General features: G+C 66.7%; 26 protein-coding genes. 6 read left to right on the forward strand and 20 right to left on the reverse strand.

Annotation, left to right across the window (positions count from 1 at the left end):
* The first annotated feature begins 62 nt into the window (after positions 1–62).
* Complete coding sequence (locus J2X92_RS10105) at positions 63–1001, forward strand: DMT family transporter (RefSeq protein WP_307575379.1); 939 nt, start codon at positions 63–65, stop codon at positions 999–1001.
* 21 nt (positions 1002–1022) lie between these two features.
* On the opposite strand, the gene J2X92_RS10110 is transcribed toward J2X92_RS10105, so the two are convergent.
* From J2X92_RS10110 to hpaR, 14 genes are all read right to left on the reverse strand, one after another.
* Complete coding sequence (locus J2X92_RS10110) at positions 1023–2000, reverse strand: 2-dehydropantoate 2-reductase (protein ID WP_307575381.1); 978 nt, start codon at positions 1998–2000, stop codon at positions 1023–1025.
* A gap of 13 nt (positions 2001–2013) precedes the next feature.
* Positions 2014–2805, reverse strand: a complete 792-nt coding sequence (locus tag J2X92_RS10115; protein ID WP_307575382.1) for a class II aldolase/adducin family protein — start codon at positions 2803–2805, stop codon at positions 2014–2016.
* A gap of 134 nt (positions 2806–2939) precedes the next feature.
* Positions 2940–3929: a Bug family tripartite tricarboxylate transporter substrate binding protein gene (locus J2X92_RS10120; RefSeq protein ID WP_307575384.1), complete on the reverse strand. Its 990-nt coding sequence runs from the start codon at positions 3927–3929 to the stop codon at positions 2940–2942.
* A 34-nt stretch (positions 3930–3963) separates the two neighbouring features.
* On the reverse strand, positions 3964–5694 hold the full coding sequence (ilvD, locus tag J2X92_RS10125) for a dihydroxy-acid dehydratase (protein ID WP_307575386.1): 1731 nt from the start codon (positions 5692–5694) through the stop codon (positions 3964–3966).
* Between the two features lie 22 nt (positions 5695–5716).
* Positions 5717–6538 carry a 4-hydroxy-2-oxoheptanedioate aldolase gene (gene hpaI, locus J2X92_RS10130; RefSeq protein ID WP_307575387.1) on the reverse strand — a complete coding sequence of 274 codons (822 nt, stop codon included), beginning with the start codon at positions 6536–6538 and terminating at the stop codon, positions 5717–5719.
* Positions 6539–6548: 10 nt separating this feature from the next.
* Entirely contained in the window at positions 6549–7352 is an 804-nt protein-coding gene (gene hpaH, locus J2X92_RS10135; protein WP_307575388.1) for a 2-oxo-hept-4-ene-1,7-dioate hydratase, read from the reverse strand.
* 7 nt (positions 7353–7359) lie between these two features.
* Complete coding sequence (locus J2X92_RS10140) at positions 7360–7770, reverse strand: 5-carboxymethyl-2-hydroxymuconate Delta-isomerase (RefSeq protein WP_307575389.1); 411 nt, start codon at positions 7768–7770, stop codon at positions 7360–7362.
* Positions 7771–7783: 13 nt separating this feature from the next.
* Complete coding sequence (locus J2X92_RS10145; protein ID WP_307575391.1) at positions 7784–8611, reverse strand: extradiol ring-cleavage dioxygenase; 828 nt, start codon at positions 8609–8611, stop codon at positions 7784–7786.
* The gene (locus J2X92_RS10150; protein WP_307575393.1) at positions 8608–8943 is read right to left on the reverse strand and encodes an aromatic ring-opening dioxygenase subunit LigA; all 336 of its coding nucleotides are present in this window, start codon (positions 8941–8943) and stop codon (positions 8608–8610) included. The genes J2X92_RS10145 and J2X92_RS10150 overlap by 4 nt, the downstream gene beginning before the upstream one ends.
* A 288-nt stretch (positions 8944–9231) precedes the next feature.
* Entirely contained in the window at positions 9232–10692 is a 1461-nt protein-coding gene (gene hpaE, locus J2X92_RS10155; protein ID WP_307575395.1) for a 5-carboxymethyl-2-hydroxymuconate semialdehyde dehydrogenase, read from the reverse strand.
* A 16-nt stretch (positions 10693–10708) separates the two neighbouring features.
* Complete coding sequence (locus J2X92_RS10160) at positions 10709–11692, reverse strand: Bug family tripartite tricarboxylate transporter substrate binding protein (RefSeq protein WP_307575397.1); 984 nt, start codon at positions 11690–11692, stop codon at positions 10709–10711.
* A 44-nt stretch (positions 11693–11736) separates the two neighbouring features.
* Complete coding sequence (locus J2X92_RS10165) at positions 11737–12507, reverse strand: fumarylacetoacetate hydrolase family protein (protein ID WP_307575399.1); 771 nt, start codon at positions 12505–12507, stop codon at positions 11737–11739.
* Positions 12504–13145, reverse strand: coding sequence for a fumarylacetoacetate hydrolase family protein (locus J2X92_RS10170; RefSeq protein ID WP_307575401.1), 642 nt, complete (start codon positions 13143–13145; stop codon positions 12504–12506). Before J2X92_RS10170 ends, J2X92_RS10165 begins: the two co-directional genes overlap by 4 nt.
* Entirely contained in the window at positions 13142–13576 is a 435-nt protein-coding gene (gene hpaR, locus J2X92_RS10175; protein WP_055800415.1) for a homoprotocatechuate degradation operon regulator HpaR, read from the reverse strand. Before hpaR ends, J2X92_RS10170 begins: the two co-directional genes overlap by 4 nt.
* A 99-nt stretch (positions 13577–13675) precedes the next feature.
* Between hpaR and radA the strand changes: the two genes are divergently transcribed.
* Positions 13676–15067, forward strand: a complete 1392-nt coding sequence (radA, locus tag J2X92_RS10180; RefSeq protein ID WP_093021195.1) for a DNA repair protein RadA — start codon at positions 13676–13678, stop codon at positions 15065–15067.
* Between the two features lie 55 nt (positions 15068–15122).
* On the opposite strand, the gene J2X92_RS10185 is transcribed toward radA, so the two are convergent.
* The gene (locus J2X92_RS10185; protein ID WP_307575404.1) at positions 15123–15578 is read right to left on the reverse strand and encodes a hypothetical protein; all 456 of its coding nucleotides are present in this window, start codon (positions 15576–15578) and stop codon (positions 15123–15125) included.
* A gap of 218 nt (positions 15579–15796) precedes the next feature.
* Between J2X92_RS10185 and J2X92_RS10190 the strand changes: the two genes are divergently transcribed.
* The gene (locus J2X92_RS10190; RefSeq protein WP_307575405.1) at positions 15797–16225 is read left to right on the forward strand and encodes a glycerate kinase; all 429 of its coding nucleotides are present in this window, start codon (positions 15797–15799) and stop codon (positions 16223–16225) included.
* Between the two features lie 27 nt (positions 16226–16252).
* Here J2X92_RS10190 and J2X92_RS10195 read toward each other — a convergent pair whose 3' ends face one another.
* Complete coding sequence (locus tag J2X92_RS10195; RefSeq protein WP_055800426.1) at positions 16253–17263, reverse strand: recombination-associated protein RdgC; 1011 nt, start codon at positions 17261–17263, stop codon at positions 16253–16255.
* A 138-nt stretch (positions 17264–17401) separates the two neighbouring features.
* Here J2X92_RS10195 and J2X92_RS10200 point away from each other — a divergent pair, with 138 nt between their 5' ends.
* The 3 genes from J2X92_RS10200 to J2X92_RS10210 are packed head-to-tail and all read left to right on the forward strand — an operon-like array spanning position 17402 to position 18986.
* On the forward strand, positions 17402–18355 hold the full coding sequence (locus J2X92_RS10200; RefSeq protein WP_307575407.1) for a branched-chain amino acid transaminase: 954 nt from the start codon (positions 17402–17404) through the stop codon (positions 18353–18355).
* Positions 18356–18363: 8 nt separating this feature from the next.
* A complete protein-coding gene (locus tag J2X92_RS10205; protein ID WP_307575409.1) occupies positions 18364–18573 on the forward strand; it encodes a zinc-finger domain-containing protein in 210 nt (69 codons plus the stop codon).
* On the forward strand, positions 18570–18986 hold the full coding sequence (locus tag J2X92_RS10210) for an ABZJ_00895 family protein (RefSeq protein ID WP_307575410.1): 417 nt from the start codon (positions 18570–18572) through the stop codon (positions 18984–18986). The genes J2X92_RS10205 and J2X92_RS10210 overlap by 4 nt, the downstream gene beginning before the upstream one ends.
* Here J2X92_RS10210 and J2X92_RS10215 read toward each other — a convergent pair whose 3' ends face one another.
* From J2X92_RS10215 to J2X92_RS10230, 4 genes are all read right to left on the reverse strand, one after another.
* Positions 18987–20249 carry an O-antigen ligase family protein gene (locus tag J2X92_RS10215; RefSeq protein WP_307575411.1) on the reverse strand — a complete coding sequence of 421 codons (1263 nt, stop codon included), beginning with the start codon at positions 20247–20249 and terminating at the stop codon, positions 18987–18989. It abuts the gene before it with no gap.
* Between the two features lie 59 nt (positions 20250–20308).
* Complete coding sequence (locus J2X92_RS10220; protein WP_307575412.1) at positions 20309–21505, reverse strand: ATP-binding protein; 1197 nt, start codon at positions 21503–21505, stop codon at positions 20309–20311.
* Positions 21506–21514: 9 nt separating this feature from the next.
* Positions 21515–22237 (reverse strand): response regulator, encoded by a 723-nt coding sequence (locus tag J2X92_RS10225; RefSeq protein ID WP_307575413.1) that lies wholly within the window; start codon positions 22235–22237, stop codon positions 21515–21517.
* A gap of 66 nt (positions 22238–22303) precedes the next feature.
* Positions 22304–23938 (reverse strand): NAD(P)/FAD-dependent oxidoreductase, encoded by a 1635-nt coding sequence (locus J2X92_RS10230; protein WP_307575415.1) that lies wholly within the window; start codon positions 23936–23938, stop codon positions 22304–22306.
* Position 23939: the final 1 nt, after the last annotated feature.

Consider the following 23939-nt stretch of genomic DNA (forward strand, 5'->3'; position numbering starts at 1 on the left):
TCGGCCCGTGTGATGCCCGGAACAATTCTTTCCTTCATTGTTCAGGACGATGGGCCGACAGTATGGATTCAAAGCAGGTGCGCGGCATCGCCCCGGCCGCATGGGGCGAGAGAAGGTGGGCCGGCATCGGCGCCGCCGAGATCATGCTGCTGCTCGTGGCGGCCGTGTGGGGCGGCAGCTATGCGGTGGCCAAGCAGGCCACGCAGCAGTTGCCCGTGCTGGAGTTCATCGCGCTGCGCTTCGGGCTGACCTTCGTCGTGCTGCTGCCGGCGCTCAAGCCGCTCTTCAACGCGCAATGGCGGCAAGGCGTTGCGGTGGGCGGCCTGCTCGGCGCCAACCTGCTGGCGATCTTCGTCTGCGAGACCTTCGGCGTGTCGCTCACCACGGCGAGCAATGCCGCGTTCCTGATCAGCCTGTGCGTGGCGCTCACTCCTTTGGTCGAATGGTGGCTGCTCGGGCAGCGGCCGGAACAGCGCGTGTTCTGGGCAGCGGGCCTGTCGGCGGCGGGCGCTGCCATGCTGTCGGCCACCTCGCCCACGGACATCTCGGTGGGGTGGGGCGACGGCCTGATGGTGATCGCCGCTTTCCTGCGTGCCGTGATGGTCTGCATGACGCGGCGGCTCGCCGGCCGTCATTCGATGCCGGCACTGACGCTGACGGCGGTGCAGTCGGGCGTGATGGCGCTCGGCGCGGCGGTGCTGTCGCTCGCCGCGTCGAAGGGCGCGTGGCACATGCCGCCCACCACGGCCTCCTTCTGGTGGGGCATGACTTACCTCGTGCTGCTGTGCACGGTTTTCGCGTTCTTCGCGCAGAACCATGCGGCCTCGCGTTCGAGCCCGAGCCGGGTGTCGCTGCTGATGGGGAGCGAGCCGGTGTTCGGGGCGTTGATCGCGGTGTATGGGTTCGGGGAGACGGTCGGGGCCTGGGGCTGGGCCGGCGGATTGCTGATCGTGGTGGCGGCCTGGTGGGTGACGATGCCGCGAAAACCTGTGACGGGTTGAAGGTGGACGTGGAGCGCCCAATCAATACAGGCCAAGCTGCCGCAGCTTCAAGCGCGCGAGGCCTAGCAGCGCATCGGTGAACGGCGTGGCCACTCCGGTCAGCTCGCCCAGCTCGCGCACCACGGTGACCAGCGCATCGAGCTCCACCGACCGGCCGGCTTCCACGTCCTGCAGCATCGAGGTCTTGAACGCGCCGAGCTTCATCGTCACCGCATGCCGGTCTTCCGGGCTCTGCGTGATCTCGATGCCGATGCGCCGTCCGATCTCCTTCGCCTCGAGCATCACGGCCGAGATGAAGCCGCGCACGTAGTCGTCGCCCATGATCAGGTCTGTGGTGACGCCGGTCATCGCGCTGATCGGGTTGACCGTCATGTTCCCCCAGAGCTTGAACCACACGTCCTTCTGGATCTGCGGCGACAGCGTGGTGTCGAAGCCGGCGCTCTTGAGCAGCGCGACGAGCTTCTGCACGCGCAGCGTGGCTTCGCCCGAGGGCTCGCCCACGATCAGCCCGTTGCCGAAGTGATGCCGCACTACGCCGGGGCCGTCGAGCGAGCAGCTCGCATGCACCACGCAGCCGATCACGTTGCGCGTGGGAATGGCCCTGGCGATCGCGCCGTCGGGGTCGACGGCTGCCAAACGGTGGCCGGTGATGGCCCCGCCGAAGCCGCCTTCCAGAAACCACCACGGCACACCGTTCATTGCTACCAGCACAATCGTGTCGGGTCCGATCAGCGGCCCGATGCGCTCGGCCACCCCGGCCAGCGCAGGCGCCTTCACGGCGATGACCACGAGGTCTTGCACGCCCAGCGATTCGGGCTCGGCCACTGCGTTGACGGGCACGCGCATGCGCACGTCGCCGCGCATCAATGAAAGGCCATCGCGCTGCAGCGCGTCGAGCGTGGCGCCGCGCGCCACCACGTTGAGGCGCTCGCCGGCTTGCGCAAGGCCGGCGCCGATCCATCCGCCGATGGCGCCGGCGCCGTAGATGCAAATCTTCATGAAGGAGGCCGCCTTAGTTTCTGTAGCTCGGATCGATACGGTCCACCTGGCGCACCAGGGCATCGAACACATCCTGCCCCGCGCCATGCTCGGGGCTGAACTGCAGCGCGTCGCGCGTGCAGCGCTGCGCGATGTCCTCGCTCACCGGAATGGCCGCGCCCATCGAGAAGGTCGCCATCTGGATCTCGCAGGCGCGTTGCAGCGTCCACAGAATCGCGAAGGTCTGCGGCAACGTTTGCCCCCAGGCCAGCAGGCCATGGTTGCGCAGGATCACCGCGTTGCGGTTCCCGATGCTCCTGAGCAGGCGCGGGCCTTCGTCGGCATGGATGGTGATGCCCTCAAAGTCGTGGTACGCCACCATGCCGTGCAGCTGCGCGGTATAAAAATTGGTCTGCTGCAGGCCGCCCTGCAGGCAGGCCACGGCCACGCCGGCCGTGGTGTGCGTGTGCATCACGCAGTGGGCGCCCGGCAGGCCGTCATGAATGGCGGCGTGGACCGTGAAGCCGGCCGGGTTCACCGGATGGCTCGAACCGTCGAGCACCTTGCCCTGCAGGTCGATCTTCACCAGGTTGCTGGCCGTGACCTCGCTGTAGTGCAGCCCGAAGGGGTTGATGAGGAACTGCTTCTCTCCACCCGTCACGCTGTCGGGCAGCCGCAGCGTGATGTGGTTGTAGATCATCTCGGTCCAGCCCAGCATCGCGAAGACGCGATAGCAGGCCGCAAGCTGTTCGCGCGCGGCGCGCTCGTCCGGATGGATCGAGGGATGGACCAGCGCCGATGGCGCGATGGTGACGGGTGCGTTCATTGCAGTTCCTTTCAGATGGTTTGCTCCACGTCTTCCTGCGGGAAACACCGCGGAACCGGCTTTGCCGGGCCGCTGGTGTTGCCCCCTTGAGGGGGGAGTCGAGCTACACGAAGTGAGCGAGGTACGGGGGTGGGTCATCCCTCCGCTGTGAAGCCGACCTCTTTCACGATCGGCGCCCACTTGGCGGTGTCTTTCTTGAGCAGATCGGTCAATTCGCCCGGCGTGGAGGACATGGCTTCCAGCCCGAAGGTGCCGAGCCCGTCGATCACGTCCTTCTGCGCGAGTGCGTTCTTCATGGCGGTGTTCAGCCGCGCGACCAGTTCCGGAGATGCCTTGGCGGGCAGGAAGAACGCGAACCATTCGCTGTGCGCCATGTCGTGGATGCCTTGCTCGCCGAAGGTCGGCACGTCGGGTGCGAAGCGGCTGCGCTTGGCGCCGGAGACGCCCAGGATGCGCACCTTGCCCGAGGCCAGGTGCTGCGTGATGTCGCCGATGGGTCCCGACACGGCCGAGATGTTGCCGCCCAGGAGGTCGAGCATGGCCGGCTGCGTGCCGCGGTAGGCCGCGTGCTTGAGCTCTGCGCCGCCCTTCTTGCCCAGCAGCGCGCCGATGAAGTGCGGCGTGGAACCCGCGGCGGGCGAACCGAAGTTGGCGCCGGCCGGATTGGCCTTGGCCCAGGCCAGGAACTCAGGCACCGTCTTCACGCTGGCCGGCACCGCGGGCCCGACCGCAAAGCCGAAGTCGAAGATGCACGCGATGCTGACCGGCGTGAGGTCGACCATCGGGTCGTACGGCAGCTTCTTGTAGATGTGCGGGTAGATCGTGAGGATCGAGGTCGGCGTCTGCAGGATGGTGGTGCCGTCGGCCGGCCGACCCTTCACGTAGCTCACGGCAATCTGCCCGCCCGCGCCGGTGCGGTTTTCCACGACGGCGGCCTTGGCGTACTCGGGACTGAGTTTTTGCGCAATGCGGCGGCAGGTGGTGTCCGAGGTGCCGCCGGCTGCAAAGCCGGTGACGATGGTGGCTGTTTCGATCGAGGCTTGCGCGAAGGCGTGCTGGCCCAGGCTCGCGAGCAGCGCCGAGGCGCCGGTTGTCTGCAGCATGTGGCGGCGGGTGAAGGTCATGGTTTGTCTCCGGGTGTGATAGTGATTTCAGCGGCTACGACTCGTCGCGCAGCCAGGTGACTGCGCCCGAATGGGTCACGGCGCCCTGGTGGGCCGGGCGCACGGTGAGGGCATATTTTTCCAGCAAGCCGCGGTGCGGGGCCCCCGCGTTTACCTGACGTTCGGACAGCCGGCGCGCGATGTCTTCCGCCGCCAGTTCCACCGAAATGCTGCGCGCCTCGGCCCGCGCGTCGATGGCCACGATGTCGCCATCGCGCAGTGCCGCGATCGGTCCGCCGTCGGCTGCTTCGGGCCCCGCATAGCCGATGCACAGGCCACGTGTGGCGCCAGAAAAACGCCCGTCGGTCAGGAGCGCCACCTTGTCGCCCATGCCTTGGCCGTAGAGCAGGGCAGTGATGCCCAGCATCTCGCGCATGCCGGGGCTTCCTCTCGGGCCTTCGTTGCGGATCACGATGACGTCGCCTGCTTCGTAGCGGCGGTTCTGCACGGCGGCCTGGGCTTCTTCCTCGGACTCGAAGACGCGCGCCGGGCCGCGGTGCATCAGCGTCTGGAGGCCCGCGGTCTTGAGCAGCGCGCCGTCGGGGCAGAGGTTGCCCTTGAGCACCGCGAGGCCGCCGTCGCGCGTGATCGGGTTGCCGGCAGCGCGCACCACGCGCCCATCGGGCGCGGCGGCATCGGCCAGCTCTTCGGCCATGGTGCGGCCGGTGAAGGTGAGTGCGTCGCCGTGCAGGAAGCCCTGATCCATCAGCGTGCGAAGAATGACGCCCGCGCCGCCGATGTAAAACACGTCGCGCGCCAGGTACTGCCCGCCCGGCCGCAAGTCGGCGATGAGCGGCGTCCGCGCGAAGATCTCGGCCACGTCATCGAGGTGGAACTTGATGCCCGCCTCGTGCGCGATGGCCGGCAGGTGCAGCGCCGCATTGGTGGAGCCGCCCGTGGCCGACACCACGGCGCAGGCGTTTTCGAGCGCCTTGCGCGTGACGATGTCGCGCGGCAACGGACTGTCGCCCATCACCGCCTTCATCAGGTTCTTCGCGGCGCGGCGCATCAGCGGCGCTCGCTCACTGAACACCGCCGGCACCATGCTCGAGCCGATGGGCGCGAGGCCCAGCGCCTCGGACAACATGCCCATGGTGTTGGCCGTGAACTGGCCTGCGCAGGCGCCGGCAGTGGGCAAGCAGGCACGACTCATCGCGTCGAGTTCACCGTGCGTGGCGGTGCCGGCCAGCACCTTGCCGATGGTCTCGTAGGTGTCGACCACGTTGAGGTCACGGCCATCGGGGCCAGGCATCTGCCCGGGCAGTGCCGAGCCGCCATGGACGAACACGCTCGGCACATTGCATCGCACCATGCCCATCATCAAACCCGGCAGGTTCTTGTCGCAGGCGCCGATGGCAAAGATACCGTCCCACTGATGGCCGCGCGTCGAGGCCTCGACGCTGTCGGCAATCAGCTCGCGCGAGATCAGCGAGAAGCGCATGCCCGAATGCGCCATGGTGAGCCCGTCGCTCACCGACACCACCGGGCATTCGTGCGGCGTGCCGCCGCCCGCATAGATGCCGGTCTTGGCGTGCTGCGCCTGCTCGCGCAGGTTGAGGTTGCAGGGGCTCATCTCGCCGCCCGTGTGGAACACGCCAATGTGCGGCCGCTCGATGTCCTCGTCGTCCTGGCCCAGCGCGTGCAGAAAGCTGCGCGTGGTCGCGCGGATCGTGCCTTCGCGGATGGTGGCGGAGCGAAAGCGCTTGGGTTCGGTCGGAGAAGTCATGGCGCAGGCAAACGAACTGTTTTCAATAGCCGTTGGGCGTCACTGCGCTTGCGGCGGTCTTGTATTTGGACGCCAGCTGCTTCGCCGCCGCCGTGAGCAGGGTGGTGTCGACGCCCACCGCCACGAACTGCGCGCCCGCGGCGAGCCACTTGCGCGCCTGCTCCTCGGTGGTCGAGAGAATGCCCGGCGCCTTGCCGGCCTTGCGGATGCGCGCAATGGCGTCGGCGATCACCGCCTGCACCTCGGGGTGGTTCGGCTGGCCCACGAAGCCCATCGACGCCGACAGGTCGGCCGGACCGATGAACACGCCGTCCACACCCGGCGTGGCCGCGATGGCGTCGAGGTTCTTCATCGCTTCGACGGTCTCGGCCTGCACCAGCAGGCAGGTCTGGGCGTTGGCTTCGTGCAGGTAGCCGGGATAGGCCTGCCAGCGCGAGGCGCGCGCGAGGGCGCTGCCCATGCCGCGGATGCCTTCGGGCGGATAGCGCATGCCCTGGACCATGCGCGCCGCCTGTTCGGCGGTATCGACCATCGGCACCAGGATGGTCTGCGCACCGATGTCCAGGTACTGCTTGAGCAGCGTGGTGTCGCCCACCGGAACCCGCACCACGGGGTGCGAGCGCTCCGATTCGGGCTGTGCCGACCACGCGCTCGAGATGCCCTGCAACTGCGCGAGCACCGAGCGCACGTCGTTGGGCGCGTGCTCGCCGTCGAGCAGCAGCCAGTCGTAGCCAGTGCCCGCAAGAATCTCGGCCACATAGCCGTCGGCCAGTCCGACCCAGAGGCCGATCTTCTGCTCGCCGGCCCGCATGGCCTGCTTGAAGGTGTTGAGAGGTGTGTGCATGGAGCGTCTTTCAGACAAAGCGGAAGGCGATGCTGCCTAGGGGACCGTAGTCGGCGTGGAAGGTGTCGCCGGGCACGGCGGTGGTGGGCCGGGTGAACGACCCGCCGAGCACCACCTCGCCGGCTTCGAGGTGTTCGTCCCACGGCGCGAGCTTGTTCGCGAGCCAGGCCACGCCGGTGGCGGGGTGGTTGAGCACGGCCGCGGCCACGCCCGACTCCTCGATCACGCCGTTCTTGTAGAGCAGCGCGCTCACCCAGCGCAGGTCGACCGCGTCGGGCTTCACCGGACGGCCACCCATCACGATGCCGGCGTTGGCCGCGTTGTCGGCGATGGTGTCGAACACCTTGCGCGGCGCCTTGGTGTGGCGGTCGAACTGTTCGATGCGTGCATCGATGATCTCGATGGCGGGAACCACGTAGTCGGTGGCTGCCAACACGTCGAAGATCGTGACGTTCGGGCCCTGCAGCTTCTTGCCGAGGATGAAGGCCAGCTCCACCTCGATGCGCGGCGCGATGAAGCGCTTGAACGGAATGTCGCTGCCTTGCTCGAAGAACATGTCGTCGAGCAGGGTGCCGTAGTCGGGCTCGGTGATCTGGCTGGACAACTGCATGGCCCGTGAGGTGAGCCCGATCTTGTGGCCCTTCACGGTGCGGCCCTCGGCGATCTTGGCCTTGACCCATTCGCGCGAGATGGCATAGCCGTCTTCCACCGTCATCTCGGGAAAGCGCTTGGAAAAGTGCTCGACCTGCACGCGCGATTTTTCGCTTTCGTGCAGCTCGGCCGCGAGCCTGGCAATGGTTTCGGCGGTGAGCATGGTTTCTTTACTGCTGCTTGTTGAAGAGGGGGTGCAGGTTGCTGTGCTTGCCGTCGTACACCTGGCCGGGGCTTTCGTCGATCTGCAGAGTGATGCCGATGTGGCGCTTGCTGAAGATGGGCTCGAAATGTGCGCGCACATCCGCCAGCAGTTCGTCGCCGGCATTCTTCTTCACGGCTTCGGAGCGCCCCGCGGCCATGCGGATGTTGAGGTACACGAAGGCGTAGTCGGCTTTGCCGTCGGCCACCGCATAGTGCGCAGCCGGGTAAGCCAGCACGCGTGTGCCGCCGACGGGAAACACCGGCTGCCCGGCTTCGTCGCGCTGCCTCAGCATGGTGTCGGCCAACGTGTGGCAAAGCGCCGTCATGTCGGTCTCGGCTTCGATGTTGGGCGTGTAGAGGATCACGAGGTGCGGCATGTGGGTGTTCCGTTCATTCGATCGACATCGTCGCGGCAGTGCATGTCACCGCGAAGATCGGGATGGCCTTCATGTGCAGGATCTCGCCCTTGCCGCGCGCGGCCGCGGCCACGCTCAGGAAGGTGCGGATCTCGAAGCCGCCCTGGCCGGCTTCGCGGTAGGTGGCTTCGTCGTTGTAGTCGTCCTGCGAGAGCAGCGCTTCGCGGTCGTTGGCGCACCAGCGGCGCATGAACTCGGCGTCCCACTCGGCATTGACCTTGCCCGAATCGGGCGTGGCCGGCCAATGCGAGATGCCGCCGGTACCCACCAGCGCAATGCGCTCGGGCGCCTTGTCGCAGGCGCGGCGCAATGCCTCGCCAAAGGCCCAGGCGCGATGCAGCGGCGTGAGCGGCGGACCCTGGCAGTTGATGTTCACGGGGATGACTTTGGTGTCGAAGTTCGGCGTCAGGAAGTGGAGTGGCACCATGATGCCGTGGTCGAATTTCCATTCTTCCGCGTAGGCCACGTCCACGGTCTGCATCACCTCGCGGATGAGGCGCTGCGAAAGCGCGGCGTCGCCGGGCACCTTCGTCTTCTCGATGCCCAGCCACTTCGGGTCCTCGATCGGGCCCTCGTAGCTGTCGGCCATGCCCATTGCATACGCCGGCATGTTGTTCATGAAGAAGTTCGCGAAGTGTTCGGCCGCGACCACGATCACCGCATCGGGCTTCGTCGCGCGCATCGCTTCGCCGAAGCGATGGAACTGCGCGTGAAATTCGTCCTTCACCGCCGGGTCGGCCAGGTGGGCGCGTCCGGTGATGCCGGGGGCGTGGCTGCACACGCCTGCAAAAACCAAGCTCATACGCCTGCCACCTTTTCGTCTGTGCCCGTTGTCATGGCATAAATTCCTGCACGCACCGGACCGTATTTGCGCACGCCTTCGCGCATCGCTTCGAGGTAGTCGGCCCATGCAATGCCGAGCAGTGGTGCGAAGTGCATGAGCAGTTGTCCGTTGCAGCCCAGTACGTAGAGCTTGCCGATGTCGCCCTGGTCGATGGCTTCGCGCTCTTCGTCGTTGAGGTCATAGGTAGCCAGCAACTCGACACGTGTGTCGCCGCCTTCCGCATAGCGGCGTTGCACGTCGGTATCGCGGTTGAGCGCGAACAGAAATTTCTGCATGGCGTACAGGCTCATTGCTGGTGCCTTGTATCTTCTTTCGGGGCGCGTGCACAGGCCACCGGGTACTCCCCTCCGCGAATGTCCCCCGGCCTGCGGCCTCCTCCTTTATTTCGCTGCGGGGAGCACCCGGCGCCCTGTGCACACTGGACGCTGCGGTTGTTCCGCTCGATCAACCACCGCTCTGAACAACGCTCCCGTCGATGGGGTGCCTTGCGCAGCGAAATAAAGGGGGAGGCCGCAGGCCGGAGGACATTCGCGGAGCAAGGTACCCCGTCGGCGAGATCGCACCCAAGGCTATACATCTCACAGGCCCCAATGCGGAATATGGTGCGAACCCATTGAAACCGCAACGTTCTTTGGTTCACAAAACACTTCGTAGCTCCAGGTGCCGCCCTCGCGCCCCGTCCCCGAGGCCTTGGTGCCGCCGAAGGGCTGGCGCAGGTCTCGCACGTTCTGGCTGTTGACGAAGCACATGCCGGCCTCCACCGCAGCCGCCACGCGGTGGGCACGGCCGATGTTCTCGGTCCACACATAGCTCGAGAGACCGTACTCGATGTCGTTGGCAAGGCGGATCGCATCTGCCTCGTCCTTGAACGGAATCAGGCAGGCGACTGGACCGAAGATTTCTTCTTGCGCAATCCGCATGCGGTTGTCGACATCGGCGAATACGGTCGGCAGCACGTAGTTGCCGCGCTTCACGCGGTCAGGCAGTTCGGCCGTGCCGAGCCCGCCGCACAGCAGCGTCGCGCCTTCCTTCGGACCGAGCTCGATATAGCTGCGCACCTTGGCCAGGTGCCCCTGCGAAATCATCGGCCCGACGATGGTCTTCTCGTCGAGCGGGTCGCCCACCACGATGCGCTTGGCGCGCTCGGCGAACTTCGCGGCAAAGTCGGCATAGATCGACTGTTGCACCAGGATGCGCGAGCCGGCCGTGCAGCGCTCGCCGTTGTTGCTGAAGATCATGAATACCGCTGCATCGAGCGCGCGGTCCAGGTCGGCGTCGTCGAAGATCACGAACGGGCTCTTGCCGCCCAGTTCCATGCTGAACTTTTTCAGGCCCGCGCTCTTCACGATGCGGTTGCCCGTGGCGGTGGAGCCGGTGAAAGAGATCGCGCGCACGTCGGGGTGGGCTACCAGCGGCTCGCCGGCCTCCTTGCCGTAGCCGTGCACCAGGTTCAGCACACCGGGCGGAATGCCCGCTTCGAGCGCCAGCTCGCCCAGGCGCGCCGCCGTAAGTGGCGAGAGTTCGCTCATCTTCAGCACCGCGGTGTTGCCGAAGGCGAGGCACGGCGCGACCTTCCAGGTGGCCGTCATGAAGGGCACGTTCCACGGGCTGATGAGCGCGCACACGCCTACCGGATGGAACAGCGTGTAGTTCAGGTGCGTGGGCGTGGGGTAGGTGTGGCCGTCCACCCGCGTGCACATCTCGGCGAAGTAATAGAAGTTGTCGGCCGCGCGCGGAATCAGCTGCTTGCCGGTCTGCGCGATCACCTGGCCGCAGTCGTTTGTCTCGGTCTGCGCGATCTCGGGCACGTGCTTGGCGATCAGGTCGCCGAGCTTGCGGACCAGCTTGGCGCGTTCGGTCGCGGGCAGGCCGGCCCACTTCGGAAACGCCTCCTTGGCGGCGGCCACGGCCGCGTTCACTTCGGCTTCGCCGCCCGAGGCCACTTCGGCCAGCACCTCCTGCGTAGCGGGGTTGACGGTCTCGAAGTAGTCGGTGCCGGCAACGCTCTTGCCGCCGATGAGGTGATGAATCTGTTGCATGGGGTCCCTGTAAGGGTCAGTCGAGTTTGATGTCGCGCGCCTTGATCAAGGCATGCCACTTCTTGCGCTCCGCATCGACGAAGCGCGCCATTTCGGCGCCGTCGGCGGGGCGTGCCTCCCAGCCCGCGTCGTAGAGCTTCTGCCGCACGCCGGCATCGGCCATGGTCTTCTGCAAGTCGGCGCCGAGCCGGGCCTGCACATCCTTCGGCGTGGCGGCCGGCACCACGAGGCCTTGCCAGGTGTAGGCCTCGACGCCCGCGTAGCCCAGCTCCTTGGCGGTCGGCACGTTGGGAAGCTGCGGAATGCGTTCGGCGCCCATGGTCATGAGCGGCACCACCTTGCCGGCCTTCACTGCGCTCACGCCGCTGGGCAGGTCGAGCATCATCAGCGGCACCTGTCCGCCCATCAGGTCTTGCAGCGCGGGCGCGCCACCCTTGTAGGGCACGTGCAGCATCGAAACACCGGCTTCGCGCTGGAACAATTCGAGCGCCAGGTGATGCGGGCTGCCAGTGCCCGGCGTGGCGATGCTGTACTTGCCCGGCGATGCCTTCAGCGCGGCGATCAGTGCCTTGGCGTCGGCCAGGCCAGCGTTGGGAGCGGCCGTGATGACGAGCGTCGAGCGGCCCATCATGCCCACGGTTGCGAAGTCTTTCTCCGCGTCGTAGGGCAGTTTCTTGTAGAGCGCGGGGTTGTACACCAACACGCCGTTGTCGGCCGAGAACACCGTGTACCCGTCGCCGGGCGAGCGCGCCACGTTCTCCGACGCGATGATGGCGCCCGCGCCGGGGCGGTTGTCCACCAGCACCGGCTGGCCCAGCTGCTGCGAGAGTTGCGCGCCCGCGGTGCGCGCGAGAAAGTCGGTGCCGCCGCCCGCGGGATAACCGACCACCCAGCGCACGGGCTTGGCGGGGAAGGCCTGCGCCTGTGCATGGGGTGCGAAGGTGGCGGTGGCGAAGGCCACCAGGGCCGCCGCGAGCGCTAGCTTGTTCCTGGTCGTCATGGGGTTTGTCTCTTTTGTCGTTGGTATGGGGAAGCAGCGCGGCGCTAGCTGCCTTCGATGGTGTTGACCAGCGCGCCGATGCGCTCGATCTCGGTCACCACCACGTCGCCGGGCCGGCAATCGACCACGCCGTCGGGCGTGCCCGTAAGAATCAGATCGCCGGGCGACAGCGTCATGAAGCGACTGAAATATTCGATGAGAAAGGGCGCGTCGAAGATCATGTCGCGCGTGCTTCCCTGCTGCGTGACGGTGCCGTTCACCGTGGTCTTGAGCGCAAGCGCCATTGGGTCGGGCACATCGGCCGCGTCGACGAACCACGGTCCGAGCGGCGTGCAGGTGTCGCGGTTCTTCACGCGCAGATTGGGGCGATACCAGTTCTCCAGGTAGTCGCGAATGGCGTAGTCGTTGGCCACGGTGTAGCCGCCGATGAAGTCGTACGCGTCGTCCCGCTTCACGTGGCGCGCCGTCTTGCCGATGACGATGGCGAGCTCGCATTCGTAGTGCATGAACTGCACGCCGGCCGGGCGGTGCGTGCGCTGGCGGTGGCCGGTCAGCGTGCTCTGGCCCTTGACGAACACCAGCGGTTCCTCGGGCGCCTTGAACTCCAGTTCCTTGGCGTGGTCGGCGTAGTTGAGGCCGAGCGCAAGGATGGTGCGGGGCCGCGCCGTAGGCGCAAGCGGCGGCAGCCAGGTGAGCTGATCCTGCGGCACCACGCGGCCGTCTTCCAGGCGCACGGCGGCATCTTGCTCGCCATTGAATTCGTGCGCGGTGCCGGTGTGTTCGCGGCCTTCGAATATGACGCGTGCGTGCTTCATGCGGCCACCTCCTGCACCAGCGCGTTGGCCAGGGTCTCGAACCCCGGCGCGGAAATCTCGATGCGATCGCCCGCGCGGGCCAGCGGTCGGCCGGCGTCGCAGCCCAGCATCAGCACGTCGCCGTGCGCGAGCGTCATGAAGTCGCCGACGTCGGCCAGCAGCTGCTGCGCCGGACGTACGAGCTGCGAAAAATCGATCGACTGCTTGAGCGTGCCATTGATGCGCACCTCGACGCGAAAGCCCGCGGGGTCGGCCACCTCCTGCGCGTCGCGCAGGACCGGACCAATGCCGAGGAACCCGTCCACGCATTTGAACTTCACCGGAGGGCGGAAGAAGCTCGCATGCGGAATCGAGAGATCGTTCATTAGCACGAAGCCTTCCACGTCGCCCTCGGCGCCGATCACCATGCCGATGCTGGCGCCGATCTCCACTTCAGGCACGGATGAAGGCACCGCAATGGCGCTGCCGTGCGGGCTCCAGGTGTTGGCGGTCTTCACATAGAGCACCGGTGCTTTCGGCGGCGCCTTGTAGGGCGGTTGCACCATCTGCGGCGCGAGCGCGTCGAACTCGGCGCGGAAGTTCAGCAGCGTGCCGTACACGGTGCCTGTCGGAAGGTAGTGCGGGGCGCTGCTGCTCATGAGGGCTGCTCCAGTGCAATGAGTTCGTCGAGCAGCCCGTAGAGCTGGGTGAGCTTGGTCTTGCCGAGTGACTTTTCCATCCAGTCGTAGTGCGCCTCGATGCTGGTCGACAAGCGCTTTACCAGCTTCATGCCGTGTGGCGTGGCCTCGACCACCGTACGTCGCTGGTCTTCGGGATCGCGGCTGCGCGTGATGAGCTTGTCGCGCTCCATGCGCGCGAGCACGCCGGTGAGGCTGGGGCCGAGGATGAACGCCTCGCGTGCCACGTGGCCGGTTTCGACGGCGCCGTGCTCGCCGAGCACGCGCAGCACGCGCCATTGCTGGTCGGACAGCGCGTGCTCGCGCAAGCTGGGCCGCGTGTGGGCCATCACGGCTTCGCGGGCCTGCAGCAGCAGGCGCGGCAAATTGCGGTGCGTGAAGGTGGTGCTCAAAAGCTGTACCTCGTTGAATTAGTTAACATGTTAAATGATTTGGAATTTCTTTCCTAGCCGTTTTCCATCAGGGTTTGTGCGGACACCTAAACTCCCTGCATGGCCAAGGAAAAAACACTATTTGTCTGCAGCGAATGCGGCGGCACCAGCCCCAAGTGGCTCGGCAAATGCCCGAGCTGCGGCGCCTGGAACACACTCATCGAGCAGGTCGCGGGCAACGGCAGCGGCCCGGCCAACAACCGCTTCGGCACGCAGTACGCCTCGCTCGCGGGAGCGTCCGAACTCGCCACGCTGTCGGAAATAGAAGCAACCGACATCGAGCGCACGCCCACCGGCCTCGAAGAACTCGACCGCGTGCTGGGCGGCGGCATCGTGTCGGGCGGCGTCACGCTCATCGGTGGCGATCCAGGCATCGGCAAGTCGACCTTGCTGCTGCAGGCGGTCGATGCGCTGCAGCGCGCGGGGCAGAACGCGCTCTACGTCACCGGCGAGGAAAGCGGCGCGCAGGTGGCGCTGCGATCGCGCCGGCTCGGCCTCGACCATTCGCAGGTGCAGGTGCTGGCCGAGATCCAGCTCGAGAAGATCATCGCCACGCTCGACGCCACGCGGCCGGCCATCGCGGTGATCGATTCGATCCAGACGGTGTACTCCGACCAGCTCACCTCCGCACCCGGTTCGGTAGCGCAGGTGCGCGAATGCGCTGCGCACCTCACGCGCTTTGCCAAGACCAGCGGCACGGCCGTGGTGCTGGTGGGCCATGTCACCAAAGAGGGCGCGCTCGCGGGTCCGCGCGTGCTCGAGCACATGGTCGACACGGTGCTGTACTTCGAGGGCGACACGCATTCGAGCTTTCGCCTCGTGCGCGCCATCAAGAACCGCTTCGGCGCCGTGAACGAGATCGGCGTGTTCGCCATGACCGAGCGCGGCCTGAAGGGCGTGGCCAACCCGAGCGCGATCTTCCTGAGCCAGCATGCCGAGCCGGTGCCCGGCAGCGTGGTGCTGGTCACGCTCGAGGGCACGCGGCCGATGCTGGTGGAAATCCAGGCGCTGGTCGACAACGGCGGCCCAAGCCCGCGCCGCCTTTCGGTGGGCCTGGACCGCGACCGCCTCGCAATGCTGCTGGCCGTGCTGCATCGCCATGCGGGTGTGGCCTGCATGGATCAGGACGTGTTCGTCAACGCGGTGGGCGGCGTGCGCATCAGCGAACCGGCGGCCGATTTGGCCGTGATGCTCGCCATCACTTCGAGCCTGCGCGGCAAGCCGCTGCCCAAGGGCTTCATCGCGTTCGGCGAAGTGGGCCTGGCGGGTGAAGTGCGTCCCGCGCCGCGCGGCCAGGAGCGCCTGCGCGAAGCCGCCAAGCTGGGCTTCAGCGTGGCCGTGGTGCCCAAGGCCAATGCGCCGCGCAAGGGATCGAAAGAGATCGAGGGCCTGACGATTCACGCCGTCGACCGCATCGAAGAGGCGATGGACGTGGTCCGCCGCCTCGATTGAATTCACTCGAGGAAAAAAATGCCCGGCGCGCCAGTGACGCGCCGGGCCACCCTCCCTACCCCCCGATGTGCATCGTGAACGCCGGTCCGCCGTTGAGCACGCATTGGCCGCTGCCCAACGTGGCCGAGTTCATCGTGTACTGGCAACTCAGGTTGCCGCCGCGATTGCCGCTGGCGTTCGCCAGGCCGGCACCTCGCGAGCCGGCAACCCGGGTCGCCTCTCCCTGGAACTGCTCCCCACCGATCTGCGCATTGAAATGGCCGCGGCCGTTCATGTCGTTGGTCACCGTGCCTGCGACGGTTCCGTAGCGCGCCGCTTCGGCGTTCGACGGATACAGCCGCGCACTGAAGCTCTGCGCCAACGGACCCGGTGCAACGGCATAAGCCTGCGAGGGCGGCGCCGCGGGTGCGGGTTGTCCGAGTGGCACCACGTAGCAACCGCTGAGGACGGTGGCCGTGAGCGCGGCGGCGAGGGTGAGACGAATGAAGCTGACAGGACGCGGACGATTCATACGCTTTTCAGTGGCCCGGGCAGATGCCCGTGCGGTGAAATGTGCCGGCTTGCGCGACCGCGCTACTTGCTTTTAGCGATGAGTACCGCCGCGCGCGCCCGGCAGTAGCCATGGCCGCTACTGCCGCCCGTCTTGCCAGTGCGGCAAGAAAAGCGCCGCCGATCCACATGCGAACTTTTGAATGACGCCAGGAAGGCGAGGATCGCCGGGCGGCGACAATGCGCCCCATGAATTTTCAGAAATTGCTGGTGCCCGTGGGCGGCATCATCCTTCTCGGGCTTGCATGGCGCAGCTACGGTTGGGCCGGCGTGGCGCTGACCGGCGGCGCGATCGTGATGTTTTTGCTGTTGCACTTCAACCGCGCGATGCAGGTGCTCAAGCGGGCGGCCGATCGGCCCGTGGGCTACGTCGCGAGCGCGGTGATGCTGAACGCCAAGCTCAAGAAGGGCGCGACGCTGATGCACGTCATCGCGATGACGCGCGCACTTGGCGAGCTGCATTCACCCAAGGACGAGCAGCCCGAGCTCTATCGCTGGACCGACACGGGCGGCTCGTATGTCGACGCCGTGTTCAACGGCGGCAAGCTGCAGAGCTGGACGCTGACGCGGCCCGAGGCGCCGCCCGAAGAAGAAACGCCGGCGAGCTGATCAGGCAAGCCGGGCGGGGCGCCGTCTTCAGAACGGCGCGTCTTCTTCTTCCTCGACGGCGTCGGCCGGTGTCGAGGTGGTGGGCGCCGCAGCAGGCACTGCCTCCGGTTTCGCGCTCTCGTCCTTCGGGGCGCCCGAGAATGCCGCTTCACCGCCCAGCGCGTCGAGCAGCGCCGGCACCAGCTGGCCGAGTTCGCCCGTGGCAATGGCCACGTCGGCATCGAAGTTGTCTTCCTTCTTGCCGCCCGAGGCACCGTCGCCCGTGCCCTCGAGGAACACGATCTTGCGGATCAGCATGCCATGCGTCAGCTCGAAGGACACGCGGTCGTCCCAGGTGAGCGCCAGGCGCGTCGGGCGCTTGCCGTCGGTGATGTGCTTTTGCACTTCCTCGATGTCGAGCGGATGCTTGGCATAGCGCACCACGGCTTTCGAATCGTCCGAGGCCTTGAGCTCGCACTCGCGGTCGATGGTGAAGCCGGCCGGCGGCTCCTGCGTGAGCAGCCAGTTGGCCATGGCGGCGGCCGGCTCGATCTGCGTGTTGATGAGGGCCACGGCAAAGCCGTCGAGCGACTTCACCAGGCTGGTCACCACCTCGTCGGCCCGTGCGGCATTGGCGCTGTTGATCACCAGGCGACGCTCGGCCTGGTCGATCCACACGGCCACGCGGGCGCTGCGCGTGAAGGCCATTGGCAGCAGCTCGAGCGTGATGTCTTCCTTGAGCTCCTTCTTTTCCTTCTTGCCGGGCTTGCGGCCGGTGGTGGCCTCGATCTGCGCGCAGCGCTCGTCGAGCTTGCGGCGCACCACGGAACCGGGGACGGCCTTGCTCTCGATCATGTATTCGACCAGCCACTGGCCGCCGATGGATTCGGCCAGCGGGCCATTGGCCTCGCCGCGGGGCTCCACCCAGCCGGCGGACTTTTCCTGCGAGGGGCCGCAGGGCTCGAAGCGCTGCTTGCCGAGACCTTCTTCCACCTCGGTCAATGTTTGGGACCAGGCAGGTTCGATGCGATAGACGATGACGTTCTTGAATACGGACACGGAAACCCTTTTTCCACTGGTTTGGACAACCGGCCATTGTCGGGCACCCCGTTCCGGGGCCGGCCGTAAAATCGCAAGCTTTTGCGACTTCCTCTCCGTCGCACCCCCACACCGCTTCCCAAACAAAGGAATCAGGAAATGAGCTCGATCCCCCCCTCGCTGGACGACCGTGACGGCAAGATCTGGATGGACGGCGAACTCGTGGACTGGCGCGACGCCAAGATCCACGTGCTGAGCCACACGCTGCACTACGGCTGCGGCGCCTTCGAGGGCGTGCGCGCCTACAAGACGGCCGATGGCGGCACGTCCATCTTTCGCCTGGCCGAGCACACCGAGCGCCTGTTCAACAGCGCCAAGATCCTGCGCATGAAGATCCCGTTCACGCCAGAACAGCTGAACGAAGCCCAGAAGCAGGTCGTGCGCGAGAACAAGCTCGAAAGCTGCTACCTGCGTCCGCTGATCTGGATCGGCTCCGAAAAGCTGGGCGTGAGCCCCAAGGGCAACCGGATCCACGCCATGGTCGCGGCCTGGTCCTGGGGCGCCTACCTGGGCGAAGAGGGCATGCGGCGCGGCATCCGCGTGAAGACCTCCAGCTACACCCGCCACCACGTCAACATCACGATGACGCAGGCCAAGTCGGTGAGCAACTACACCAACTCGATCCTCGCCAACATGGAAGCGCTGGATGACGGCTACGACGAGGCGCTGCTGCTCGATGCGAGCGGCTTTGTCTCCGAAGGCGCGGGCGAGAACATCTTCGTGGTCAAGGGCGGCGTGGTCTACACGCCCGACCTGTCGGCCGGCGCGCTCAACGGCATCACGCGCAACACCATCCTGCACGTGTGCAAGGACCTCGGCATCGAACTCGTGCAAAAGCGCATCACGCGCGACGAGGTCTACATCTCCGACGAAGCCTTCTTCACCGGCACCGCCGCCGAAGTGACGCCCATCCGCGAACTCGACCGTGTCGAAATCGGCAACCGCGGCGACGGCGGCTCGCGCGGCCCGATCACCGAGAAGATCCAGGCGGCCTTCTTCGACATCGTGAACGGCAAGAATCCAAAGTACGCCCATTGGCTCACGAAAGTCTGAGAAAACCCATGCCTACCAACGCAGTCGTCGAACTCCTGGCCAAGGATCTGAACCATCAAGGCGGCGTGTTCTGCCCCAGCCCCAAGGCAGACATGAAGCTCTGGGACACCCATCCCAAGGTCTATCTGGACGTGGCGCGCACCGGCGAAGCCAAGTGCCCGTACTGCGGCACGCTCTACCGCCTGAAGGCGGGCGAGACGGTGTCGTCCCGGCATTGACCGTTCGCGGTCTGTTGGGCCGCTTCGGCGCCGCCTACCTGCTCCTCTTGGTCATCCTTGGGCTGGCGCTGAACCTGTTTGGCGTCAAGGCCAATGCGGGCGTCAACACGGCCGCACTCCTGGGCGCCGTGATGTGGGTGTGCATGGCCTTCGGCAAGAAGAACGGCCGCTACCTGGCGCGCAACGAGAAAACCCGCGCCGTGCTCGGGATGATCGCCATCGACCTGGCCATTCAGGCGGCGGTTTCGGTGTCGGCGGCCCTGGCCGCTGGTGCCGCGCTCTTGCAACTGGGGCCGATGCTGCTGGTGCTGCTTTTCGTCGGCCTGCTGCACGCCGGGGTAATCTACTTTTTCGTCGGAATGGCCGGGCGGCAATTCGCGGCGGCCGAAGCCAGGCGCAGCAGCCGTCGCTAGCTAGCTAGACTGCGGCACGGCTTCATCGAGCACCGCTGCGATGCGGCGCGTCGGCCACAGGCCGCGCCAGGGCAGCGTATCCCGCGGTTCCTGTGCGAGCCGCAGGTAGACCATCGCGATCCACAGCAGCGCCAGGCCGATCTGCGCGTCGCGCATTGCCGAGTTCACACTCGACGCGATCAGCGCGATCAGCGTGGCGGCGAGCGCGTAGCGGCCCGCGATGTCGGGTCTTTTCCACGCCTGCCAGACGGCGCCGGCCATGATGACCAAGAGGCTCAGCAAGGCCGGCAGGCCGCCCTGCGCGCCCACCCACAAAAAGTCGTTGTGCGGCATGTTCGAATCGGCGAAGAGCACCGGTCCGCGCTTGTGCCACTGGTCGGTCCAGCCGCCAATGCCCCAGCCGGTGAGCGGCCGGTCAGCAATCATGAGGCCTGTGTCGCGGTACATGTAGTAGCGGATAACCCAGCTGCCCTTGAAGATCTCGCCGGCCTGCGCCTTCTCGATTTCCTCCACGCCGGTCTCGACCTTGTGCTGCAGCTGCGGCAGCTGATACAGCGCCGCCGCCAGCACCACGGCACCCAGCACCAGCGCGCTCACCAGCATCTTCAGGTGGCTGCGCCATTGGTGGATGCACACCACGGGAATCACCAGCATCAGCGCGAGCACCGACGTGCGCGAGGTCAGCGGCAGCGCCACCACCAGGCCCAGCCCGAGCACCAGCACAAAGGCGGGGACGGCGCGCAGCGGCCTGTGCGCGGCGATCTGCGCAATGCCCCACACGGCAGCCGTGGACGCCACCACGCTGAAAAGCAGCGCGTTGCTGATCGACTTGTTGCCCACTTCCATGACCACCGCGCGCAGCGGCGACCAGATTGGAAAGCCGAAGGCGTAATAGGCCACGATCAGCAAGACGTTCAGCGCCGCGATCAGCAGGAAGCCGCGCAGCGCCCATATCGCTTCCTCGCGCGTGAGCGCCATCGCCATCAAGATGGTGAGGCCGATGCGCAGCCCGTGGAACAGGTTCGAGCCGGTCTCGGGGTAGTGCGGCCCGATGGCCAGCACGATGAAGGTCCAGGCCAGGTACGCCACCATCGGCCACCACAGCGGGTTGGCACGCAGCCGCGCATAGCGTTCGCGGTAGCCGCCGGCCAGGCCCATGGTGGCGAGCAGCAGCAGGGCCGAAAGGTAAGTGACGCCGACGGGCATGAACACCACCAGCCCCCAGAACATGGCCGCGGGCCTGACGATGTGCGATCTCTGCATAGGGGCGGGATTTTAGGTGGGGCCCGCTGGCCCAACCTGACTGCGCGCGCGGCGCCCGGTTAGGTGGCGCCGCTTGCCGCCGGCAACCGGATGACGAAGCTCGCGCCGCCGCCCGGGCGCTCCTCGCAGCGCACGCTGCCGCCATGCCGCTCGGCGATCGACTTCACCAGCGCCAACCCCAGGCCGACGCCGCCATTGCGCTCGCTGGCGCCAGGCAGCCGGTAGAAGGGCTCGAAGATGCGCTCGCGCAGGGCCGCCGGCACGCCCGGGCCCCGGTCGTTCACGCGCACAGTCGCAAAGCCGTTGGCGCTGCCGAGCTCGACCGAGATTTCGCCCGCGCCATAGCGGCGGGCGTTCTCCAGCAAGTTGCGGATCGCGCGGCGCAGCAGGCGCGAAACGCCCGGCACCGTGAGCTTGGCGTTGTCGGTGCCTTCCACCAGGTCGAGCTCGGCATTCACCTGCGAGCACTCCTCGGCCGCGAGCCCGGTGAGATCGACCGCCTCGATGGTGCCCACGTCGGCCTCGCTCGCGTCGAGCCGGCTGGCCAGCAGGATTTCGTCGATAAGCTGGTCGAGCTCGCCGATGTTGCGCGAGATCTCGTCGCGCGCGGCGGGGCTCGGGCGTTCGCCCATCAGCTCCAAACCCATGCGGATGCGGGTGAGCGGCGAACGCAGCTCGTGCGACGCATTGGCCAGCAGCGATTTGTGGGAGCGCACCAGTTTTTCGATGCGTTCGGCCGATGCGTTGAAACGTTTGGAGAGATCAGCCACTTCGTCCTGCCCTTCTTCGGTCACGCGCACCGAGAGATCGCCTTCGCCCCAGCGTTGCACGCCGCGTTGCAATGTTTCCAGCCGCTGGGTGAGCCTCCGCACGATGGGGTACACGCCCAGAGCCACTGCAATGCCCACGAGGGCGATCATCCAGCCGAGCCCGAAAGGCGTGCGCCAGGGTGCGAAGCCGCCGCCGGGCGGGCGGTCGCGCGGCGCCACGCGCAGCGTGATGGCCTTGCCGTCACTCAGCGTCACGTCGAACTCCAGGCCCTGGCCCGGCACGCGCAGCGCCTTGCCGCTGCCGATGGGCCGGTCTTGCGCGTCGAGTACCACCACGTTGCGCGGCACCGGCGCCAAGCGCTCGCGCTCGGCCTCCGCCGCCTCGCGCACGATCCAGTTGGCCATCAACGTGAGGATGACGACGCCGCCCACCACCGCGAGCCAGATGCGGACGTACAGGTGGCGGGAATAGAGGTTGCGCAGCATCAATCGGTGTCAGTCTTGCTGCTTGGCGAAGACGTAGCCCACGCCCCGCACGGTAAGGATGCGCTTCGGGTTCTTGGCGTCGACTTCGATTGCGGCGCGGATGCGGCCCATGTGCACGTCGATCGAACGGTCGAAAGCTTCGAGCTCGCGGCCACGCACCGCTTCCATGATCTGGTCGCGAGTGAGCACGCGGCCGGCGCGCTCGGCCATGGCCACCAAAAGATCGAATTGGTAGGAGGTGAGGTCGGCCAGCGCGCCGCCCACCGACACGGTGCGCGCGTTGCGGTCGATCTCGAGCGTGCCGAAGCGCATCACCGTGCTGGCTTCTGTGTCGGCGCTGTTCTCGCTGCGCCGGCGCAGCACCGCGCGGATGCGTGCGAGCAGCTCGCGCGGCTCGAAAGGCTTGGGCAGGTAGTCGTCGGCGCCGATCTCCAGGCCGATGATGCGGTCCATCGGGTCGCCCTTGGCGGTGAGCATCAGCACCGACACCTTGGAGGCGGGCGCGGGCAGCGACCGGATGCGGCGGCAGATCTCGAGGCCGTCGGTGTCGGGCAGCATCAGGTCCAGGATCACCAGGTCCGGCACGTGCTGCTGCAGCAGCTCGAGGCCACTGGCGCCGTCGCCGGCATGCGAGAAGAGGAATCCCGACTGCGTCAGGTATTCGCCCACCATCTGTGCCAGGCGGGCGTCGTCTTCGATCATCAGGAGTTGGGGGGTGCTCATGCGCTTCATGGTCCTCCACGGGGGGCAACGGGGCTTGAACGCTCCGTAAAGTTGGGTAAACCCGGCGTCCGGATGTCAACCCGGTGCCGCAAAAAGCAAGGGGCCTGCCGGCGCATCGGCCGGCGGCGTGGCCATGTTTTCCTCGAGGATAGCGGGCAAGGTGCTGTCCGCCAGCGCCGCATTGTCCGCCCGCGCCCGCCCGAGGATTTCGCCCGCCAGCTGGCGCAGCTGGAATGTCGAGGCTCGGATGCGCGCCTTGAACGCGTCACCATCGAGCCGTGGGTCTTTGAGGCTGCGATTGAGTTCGGCGAACCAAGGCATGGCCGCCTGGTCGAGCATGACCGGGATGTTGCGCCGCGGGCTGGCAGCAGACCAGGCGCGCAGCAGCTCCTGCACCGCCAGGTTCATGCGCTGGCAGTGCTGCAGCTCTTCCTTCAGGCTGCCCAGCAGCATCAGGTCGGTGAGCCGCTGCTGGAAAAAGATCTGCGAGAGCACGCCCCAGTAGTAGGCGTAGTCCCAGATCACCTTCACCGGCAGAACCTCGGGGTCGCCGAACAGCGGGTACTGGTCCTGGTAGAGCGCCAGCGTGCTTTCATAGAACGAGTGGTAGATCTGGTCGTAGAGCTGTGCGCGCGCTTCGACCGAGCGGCCCGCGCGGTCGTGCGCCACCAGGTCGGTGATGTAGGTGTTGCTGATCGCGATGAAGTCGCTGCCGGGCGAATAGAAGGGGTCGAGAAACAACCCCGCCTCCCCCGTCAAAGCCCAGCGCTGGCCCGAGAACACCTGCTTGCAGCCGTGCGAAAAGTGCTTGAGGAAGGCAAAGTCCTGCAAGAGGTGCCGCTTTCCGTCGAGCGCGTCGAAAAGCCGCGGCTGGTAGGTGGCGAACCACTCCATGGCTTTGTCGAAGGTGTCGATGGTGTCGAGCGGATGCAGCTTCGGGTCGGCCACGATGCCCACCGAGTGCGAGCCCGAAGCCAGCGGGATCAGCCAGGCCCAGTAGCCGGCGCCCACCAGGTGATTGGTCGAGAGCCAGCGCGCCTGAGGGTCGCAGCGCCCGCGCCAGGCCGTGTCGTCGCTCCATTCGTCGAGGGAAATGCGCTCGCCGATGCGAAACCACACGGCGTTCACGTCATGCGCGTTGGCCTCGGCGAGCCCGAGCTTGCGCTTGAGCAGGCTGGCGCGCCCGCAGGCATCGACGAGCCAGCGCGCCTCGGCGCTGTGGGTTTCGTCGCCGCGCGACCACTCCAGGCGGTGCGGCGCGTCGGCGTCCTGGGCCAGGTCGACGCGGCGCACCAGTGCGGCATCGTCGAAGCGCACGCCGCGGCGCACCGCTTCCTCGGCCAGGTAGTTCTCGAAGATGCCGCGATCGATCTGGTAGCTCGGCACCGACAGGTAGCGGCTGGCGCCGATCTCGGTCACCTGGTCGATGTCGCGCCGGCCCTCGCTGAAGAAGAAGCGGAAGCCGAACTTGCGCAGCTGCGCGCTGTCCATGTGGGGCTTGAGGCCGAGCACCGTGTCGAAATAGTGCGCACCGATCTCCACCGACGACTCGCCCACTTTATGGGCCGCGTGCGGCACCGGATGGCTGCGCCGCTCCAGCACCAGCACGTCAATATCCTCGAAGCGCTGCTTCAGCTGCAGCGCCAGGGTGAGCCCCGCGAGCCCGCCGCCCATGATCACTGCGTCATACCTTTGCGCAGTGCCGGTCATG

It is taken from the genome of Variovorax paradoxus (assembly GCF_030811855.1).
Lineage (GTDB): Bacteria > Pseudomonadota > Gammaproteobacteria > Burkholderiales > Burkholderiaceae_C > Variovorax > Variovorax paradoxus_L.